Source organism: Bradyrhizobium sp., from assembly GCF_004799445.1.
Lineage (GTDB): Bacteria > Pseudomonadota > Alphaproteobacteria > Rhizobiales > Xanthobacteraceae > Bradyrhizobium.
Genome location: NZ_SSNA01000104.1, coordinates 44,216 through 51,733, shown reverse-complemented (window position 1 = coordinate 51,733; position 7,518 = coordinate 44,216). Strand labels below are relative to the sequence as shown.

The window sequence follows — 7,518 nt, the reverse complement described above, 5'->3', positions numbered from 1 at the left end:
CAGCCTCGTGTGCGCATGGTAGTGGTAGATGCACACGAGTATTCACAGCGAGTTCACCGGAATCGCCCGGCATTCCCGCACGCAATGGTTTTAACGGTTTCCTTCGCGCTCTCCCCGGTGACCGGGCTTTCTTGCCACCGTCATTGACGGAGTTGCCTCCACCAACTTGATGCCAGCGTCGGGGCATCAGGACCACACGACTTCAACGTCCGCAAGCAAAGCGCCCTCGTCAGAAGCGCCACTTGCGTCCACCGCATCCCGCCCCGCGTCCGTGACGATCGCGAGCGCCCCTCTGTGAGGCGGGACGGGGCAAATTGGTAAAGATGATTTGCCCGACGGGGAAAGCGGAATATTTTTCACGAAGGGACTGGACACGAAAATCGCCGGACAGCCCGTCGGGCAAATCACAGAGGTCCGCAAGGGCAGCGAAATGACGCGATGTGCCATGAACGGAAATGATCCCATCGATTAACTACCAAGCCGCCGTTGAGCGAGTCGAAGCAAGATCGTTTCAGCTTCGCTATCGATTTCTCGCACGATCTCCGCCGCAGGCTGTATCTTGTGAACAAGGGCAGCACTCTGCCCCGCCCAGAGCGACAAGGCATCGATATCGCCCTCAGCGTCGGCTGCGGGCGTATAGGATCGATAGCGCAGGATTGGCCCGCGAGATTTCGAGGTAGCCACGACATCGCCCTCGCCAGGCCGCTGGCCCGTCGTCGGGCGTCCGGCGGCTTCCCAGGCAGCGACCGTACTATTGCGCAGTACGCGATGAGGCGCCTTGGGCCAGCCGATATCGAACAGTTCTTCGAGATAAACTGTATCGTTTTCTGTTGCCTGCAAAATTCGCTCGCGATAGTGCGGATGAATGGTCGCCTCGTTGCTTGCAAGAAAGCGGGTCCCGATCCAGGCCCCCGAGGCGCCGAGCGCCAAGGCTGCAGCAAGCCCACGACCATCGGCGATACCCCCCGCCGCTATAACTGGAACTGGCCCGACAGCATCGACCACGGCGGGAATGAGCGGCATCGTTGCCACTCTTCCACGCACATGGCCGCCGGCTTCCCATCCTTGTGCGATAACGACGTCAACGCCACACTCCACTGCGTGGCGCGCTTCTGTGGCCGTGCTGACCGTGTGAAGCACGATTGCGCCGCCAGACTTCGCGCGGGCAACAAGGGCCGAAGGCTCGCGCCAAAAAAAGGAGATAACCGGCACGCCCTCCTGCAAACAGGCCTCGAGCCGCTCCTCTTGCGGAAATTCCAAGACCAGATTGACGGCGAACGGTTTGGCCGTGAGAGCGCGAGTTTCGCGAACCTGCCGGCGCAATGTCGGTATATCCGCCGCCCATAACGCAAGCGTACCTAAACCGCCGGCATTGCTGACTGCCGCCGCAAGAGCGGGGCCGACCGCGCCGCCCATGGGAGCTTGAACTATCGGAACTTCGATCCCTAGCCGCTCACAACCTGCCGTAATCATTGAGGCCCTCCGAAGCGCGATACATCGCTGTCGAACATCAGATCGAAGTAGCGGTCAACGGCATCCAGCAGGGAACGGAAGGTGGAGGGACTAGGCATCGCTTATCGCTCCTTGGCGGCAGCGCGCGTTATCAGCTGAAAGCACGCAGTTACTGACGACCAGCGCCAGTGCAGCGATGATGCTGGCCACCCTGAACGCGCTGCTCGATCCGGCTAACAAACTCACTGTCAAAGGGCCTGCAATCTGGCCGGCGGCGAAAGCAGCGGTCATCATGCCGATACCTTGCGACGCCTGTGGGCCAGCGACACGCAACACTTCCTTGATGCCGGCCATGGTAATGACCATGAAGGTGCCGCCCACGCAGACCGCGGCGGTCAACAAGGTTACTACGTTGAGTGAGAACACGGGTGCCAGTACGCCGACCGCGAGCACCCACTGGGCTCCCGTCCACAAACGCCACGGCGCCAGGCGATGACCGACCTGTGCGGCGGCAAGTGTGGAAAATGCGGCGGCAGCGCCGAACACCGGCCACACCCAGCCGAACACCGCCGGATTGTCGATATATCCGCGAGCCAACGCGGGAAGGAAGGTCGCCGGAATAATATAGCCGTAGCCAAACAGGCCGTAGCAGGCGGCGGCAACAAAAGCTCGGCGCGGCACCCCGTTCATTCTTGACGCCGCCGCGTCCGCGGGAACCAGGTTCGTGGCCAGCGGCCACCAAAGGAAAAATGCGAGCACAGCGGCAACGACGCCCATGATGATCCACGTCGAGCGCGAACCCCAGTCGTCGAGCCCCGCAGCGAGGCCCACGAGACCGGCAAAGACGATGCCGATGCCGACTCCGGCAAAGACAAATCCGGACCATTGCCCCTTGTTGCACCGTGCGAGGATCGGCATCGCCCAAGCCGAGACCCCAACCAGCACGAAGGCGCTGGCTACACCCGCGGAAAATCGAAACCCAAGCCAAAGCAGTGGCGAATGGCTAAGTCCCATGGCCACAGTAAGGACGGCGACGCAAATCAGGCCCCAACGGATTGCGCGTACCGGTCGAGGTGTGGAGGCCATGCAGATCAGCGCGCCGGCCAGGTACCCCAGATAATTGGCAGTGGCGAGCCAGCCTCCCTGCGCCAACGTCAGCCCCATGTCCTGCTGCATCAGTGGCAGGATCGGCGTCAGTGAAAAACGGCCGATTCCCATGGCGCTGGCTAGCGCCAGCAAACCTACCGTTGCGGCAACAATTGCGGAAGGTTCAGAAATTCTCCTATTCATGGCGCTAGATTAGGGCGCACCTGGTATTCTATGATATCGAATAGTTGAGAACATATCATTCTCAAAAATGGAATAGATTCGATGGACTTTGTCGATCTTCAAGTTTTCAAATGCGTCGTCGATGAAGGCGGCATCATCAAAGCCGCGCGCAAGTTGCATCGGGTGCCGTCGAGCGTCACAACGCGGGTCAAGCAACTCGAAGCTTCGCTGGGCGTGACGCTGTTCCACCGCGACCGGCAGCGTCTTCATCTCTCGCCTACTGGCGAGTTGTTGTTGGCTTATGCCGAGAGACTCATCCAACTCTCGGATGAAGCACGCGCTGTCGTCTCTGGCGGGATGCCACAAGGCGTGCTGAAGCTGGGCGCGCTGGAAAGCACGGCCGCGAGTCGGCTACCGCGCATCCTCGCGGACTTTCATCGCCGTTACCCGGAGGTACGTCTGGAACTGACAACGGGTACCAACGATGACCTCATGAACAAAGTAGCCGACCGCCGTCTGGATGCCGCCTTCATCGCGGAAGCGCCGGCGGCGCGCGCCTTGGAACACATTCCGGTCTTTACCGAGCGACTGATCGTCATTTCCAGCTCCGACCATGCACCGATCAGGCGCGCGCGTGACGTGGAAGGCGCTTCGCTCATCGCGTTTCCGGAAGGTTGCGCGTACCGCCGCGTGTTGCAACGTTGGCTCGGGCGAGACAGTCTCGCGACGCTGCGGGTGCTGGAGCTCGGTTCTTACCATGCCATCGTCGCATGCGTGGCTTCCGGCACCGGCATCGCGCTGGTGCCTGAGTCGGTGCTGGACACGATGCCGGACGCACATGTGCTTAGACATGCGATTCCAAAGGCGCAGGCCGACATCACGACGCCACTTGTCTGGCGACATGGCGAGATTTCGCCACCGGTGCTGGCGATGCGAACGCTTATCGCCTCGTGGTCGAAGGGAAAAAAGCCGAAACTTGCGCTCACGCCGCGCAGGCCGCCTACGCAATGACGAAAGCGGCCTGTGCCAGAATATTCACCAACGATGGCGGCGATGTTCACCTACCGTGATGATGACCTCGGCCCCACCCATAATGATGACCTCGGCCACCGTGATGGCCCCAGGCTGGATGGCCGTGGCCGTGGCCACCCCTTACTTGAATGATTGAGCTGTCGGTATCGGCCGGTGCATTAAGGTTTGCGGCCGGCATTGCCGACGCAGACAGGATTGGAGCGAGCGCAAGAGTGCAGGCGGCGAATCCGATCAACAAAAGTCGTTTCATGTTTCCTCCTCAAAATCGCGTTATGCGCGAGGAGAGAATGTTCCAAGTTCCGTTGAGTTCCATTGAGTTCCATTTTTATGGCGCCGTAACGCCCGGCCAGCCTGACGACGATTCTCGCTTCGTCTTGTCGTCCGCGAGCTTGCCAATCAGGGCACAATCGGCGCCGGCCCGAAGCGCCGTTCGACGGGATGGAAGCAAAAAGCCCCGGATTTGCACCCGGGGCTTTCGTCGCAGTTAGCGGCAGACCAATATCTTACTTCTTTCCGGTCTTGCGAGCGTCGTTCATTTTGTCGCCGGGAGTGGATTCCGACGCCCCTTTAGACATGCCTGTCGTTCCTGTCGTCGACGAGTCCTTCATTTTGTCGCCCGGCGAGAGCTCGGAAGCGCCCCGCGAGTTCGGTGAAGTCGAATTGTTCATCTGGGTGCCTGGTGCAGTGTCCGACGCGCCCTTGGTGCCAGATGAACCGGCGAAGCTGAAGCCCGATGATCCGATCAGCATGGCAGTTGCCGCAATAACCAAAGTCTTCTTCATGTCGTTCTCCAATGTCGTTCAGCGTGGGTTGTGGAATTCAACGTTGGCCGAATGAGATGGTTCGTTCCAGTCAGCCATATTCAAGATGGGCTGATGGCCGGTTCCACAATCGGGAACTAATCGGGGCTGTTTGGCGGCAATTGGCAGTTTTCGCGCTTGTTTCCCCGGAATGAGAAACAAGGGGAGTTCAGCCCTTGCGCTCGGGGCCCGCGCAATGTTCGCGACTGCTGCATCGCTAGCGCGTAGGATGGGTGGAGCCAACGGGTCGCGCGAATGCGCGCCCGATGATAAACTCCGCGATACCGATCTATTTTCGTCGATGAAAGCGATGGGTTTCGCAAAGGGCTCGACCATCCTACGAGCTACGTGCTTTCCCCATTCGCTCGACAAGATGCGCACGCGAGGGTGCGGGGTCAAACCGATCGGTGAAATATTGCGTTTCGCTGGCGACCAGTCCTTCGCGGAATTCCATGATGCTCACCGCGTAAGACGGTATGCCGTCATAGGATAGGACGAATTCAGTGACCCAGAGATCGCCGCTGCCGATCATTCGCCGGACCGTAAAGCGCTTCTTGTTTGGCTGGACCAATCGGCTCTCTTGAATGTTGTGCCGGCCGCGGATCCGCTCGCCCGATTGCGGATAATCAAGCACAGCATCCTCGTGGTAGATTTCATGTTCGACCTTGAAATCGCTCGCGTCCGAAGCATCCCAATGGCGCTCCAGCGCCACCCGCACGGTTCGATCATCCATCTCAATCTCCCACCTGCGCTTGCCGTTGGTGTGAGGCTATGCCTGGCGGGGGCCCCCGACAATGTACGGATTTCGCCGGCCAGCGCGTAGGATGGGTGGAGCCAACGGGTCGCGCGAATGCGCGCCCGATGACAAACTCCGCGATACCCATCTATTTTCGTCTATGGCAGCGATGGGTGTCGCAAAGGGCTCAACCCAGCTCTTCGAGCTACGGCGGACAAGTCGCCTCCGGACCTACGTCCGCTATTCCCCGATAGCGAAAAATTCCGCAGGGCAGCGAAATGACGCGATGTGCCAATTTCAGCCGCGAGCCACCCTTCCTCCTGCTCGGGCTGTCGTATATGAGGGATTTGCCAACGGAACGTGCCGATAGTCTCGGGGGGCGAATTGACGGCGTGGATGGTGGCGACGGTTAGTTAATCAAAAAGCCGCAATCTGACGCTTGATCGACACGCGCGCGGACAGGCATTTCAACCGGGGCATGGCATGGTAAATCGATTTGCGACGGCGCAATCCACCGGGGCGATGCGGCGTTGGGGGCCTCCCGCCGTTGTGACGCTCGCGGCGATGGCCGCACTGACGGCGCTGAGCGCCGGCGCCGCGGCGAGACAGGCGCGCCCCGCGCCGCCCACCGAGGCGACGGCGCCGCGCGATGCGGGCGAGCCGATCATGGCGATTGTGTCGACCAAGACCCAACAGGTCACTTTCTATGATGCCGACGGCTGGATCTTCCGCGCGCCGGTGTCGACCGGCACCACGGGACGGGAGACGCCGGCCGGCGTATTCGCCGTCCTCGAGAAGGACCCGGACCACCACTCGAGCCTCTATGACGATGCCTGGATGCCGAACATGCAGCGCATCACCTGGAACGGCATCGCGCTGCACGGCGGGCCGTTGCCCGGCTATGCCGCCTCGCACGGCTGCGTGCGGATGCCCTACGGCTTTGCGGAGAAGCTGTTCGACAAGACGCGGATCGGGATGCGGGTGATCATCGCGCCGAACGACGCGGCCCCGGTCGAGTTTTCCCACCCAGCGCTGTTCGTGCCGAACGCGCCAGCCCTTGCGGCTGCTCCGGCGCGGGCCGAGACGCTCGCCCTTGAGGCCGCGGAGGCCGCCAGGACGGTCGACGAGGCGAAGAAAGCCGCCGCGACGGCGGCGCGCGAGACCGCATCGCTGACGGCCTCGCTGCGCAAGCTGGAATGGCTCAAGACCCGCGCCGTCGCCGAGCTCGCCTACGCCGACAAGGCGCTCGCCGCCGCCAGGACGGACGAGGCCAAGGCGCGGGCCGAGGACCTCGAGCAAAAGGCCGCCGCCAGGGCCGCGGACCTGGCAACGCAGTTCGACGCCGCCAAGGCCGACGCGAAATCGAAGCGCGACGCAGCCGCCGCCGCAAAGGATGCCGCCAAGGCGGCCGTGACGAGGAAGGCCGACACCGCCAAAGCGGCGAGCGAGGCAAAGCTCGCGCTCGAGCCGGTCTCGGTCTACATCAGCCGCGCGACGCAGAAGCTTTACGTACGGCGCAACACGCATAAGGCGTGGGCAGACGGGGGCGAGGTGTTCGATGCGACCATCGAGGTTCCGGTCATGATCCGCAATCCCGACAAGCCGATCGGCACGCATGTGTTCACGGCGATGGCGCGCAACGACGCCGGCCTGCGCTGGACCGCGGTCACGATCGACAACTCCGACGACGCCAAGGACGCGCTCGACCGCATCACCATCCCGCAGGATGTGCTCGATCGCATCGCGCCGACCGCAGTGCCGCGATCCTCGATCATCGTCTCGGACGAGCCGCTGAGCCGCGAGACCAACTATCGCACCGAGTTCGTCGCGGTGCTGAACAACCAGCCCCAGGGCGGCTTTGTGACGCGCCAGCCTACGGCCAATGTCGCCGTTGCGAACCAGAACGACTGGGGCGACAACGGCTTCGGCTTCTTTTTCCAGCGCAATCCGGATTCCCAACCCAGGAATGTTTCCCAGCGTAATTTGGATGCCCAACCTGGCCAACCTGGCCAACCTGGCCAACCTGGCACTACGCGTCGGCCCGGCGGCGGCCAGTACTATCCTCAGGTGCAACAGGGCTGGTGATAAGACGTGGCACGCCGCGAACTGAAAAAACCGCCTAGCTTTTAATGGTTGCTACGCGCTAAGGCGGACAAGTCGCCTCCAAACCCGGCCCATGGAACCATCGTCATTGCGAGGAGCGTAAGCGACGAAGCAATCCACCTTTCG

Annotated in this window: 6 protein-coding genes; 2 read left to right on the top strand and 4 right to left on the bottom strand. The window is 61.7% G+C overall.

The window, feature by feature from the left end:
* Positions 1–468: 468 nt before the first annotated feature.
* Positions 469–1,473, bottom strand: coding sequence for a nitronate monooxygenase (locus E8A46_RS14390; RefSeq protein WP_291561708.1), 1,005 nt, complete (start codon positions 1,471–1,473; stop codon positions 469–471).
* Positions 1,474–1,563: 90 nt separating this feature from the next.
* Positions 1,564–2,742 (bottom strand): YbfB/YjiJ family MFS transporter, encoded by a 1,179-nt coding sequence (locus tag E8A46_RS14385; protein ID WP_291561705.1) that lies wholly within the window; start codon positions 2,740–2,742, stop codon positions 1,564–1,566.
* An 81-nt stretch (positions 2,743–2,823) separates the two neighbouring features.
* Here E8A46_RS14385 and E8A46_RS14380 point away from each other — a divergent pair, with 81 nt between their 5' ends.
* The gene (locus E8A46_RS14380) at positions 2,824–3,732 is read left to right on the top strand and encodes a LysR family transcriptional regulator (protein ID WP_291561703.1); all 909 of its coding nucleotides are present in this window, start codon (positions 2,824–2,826) and stop codon (positions 3,730–3,732) included.
* A gap of 524 nt (positions 3,733–4,256) precedes the next feature.
* On the opposite strand, the gene E8A46_RS14375 is transcribed toward E8A46_RS14380, so the two are convergent.
* Positions 4,257–4,535, bottom strand: a complete 279-nt coding sequence (locus E8A46_RS14375; RefSeq protein WP_291561701.1) for a hypothetical protein — start codon at positions 4,533–4,535, stop codon at positions 4,257–4,259.
* Positions 4,536–4,890: 355 nt separating this feature from the next.
* Positions 4,891–5,286, bottom strand: coding sequence for a nuclear transport factor 2 family protein (locus tag E8A46_RS14370; protein ID WP_291561698.1), 396 nt, complete (start codon positions 5,284–5,286; stop codon positions 4,891–4,893).
* 486 nt (positions 5,287–5,772) lie between these two features.
* Between E8A46_RS14370 and E8A46_RS14365 the strand changes: the two genes are divergently transcribed.
* Positions 5,773–7,374 carry a L,D-transpeptidase gene (locus E8A46_RS14365; protein ID WP_291561696.1) on the top strand — a complete coding sequence of 534 codons (1,602 nt, stop codon included), beginning with the start codon at positions 5,773–5,775 and terminating at the stop codon, positions 7,372–7,374.
* The last annotated feature ends 144 nt before the right edge of the window (positions 7,375–7,518 follow it).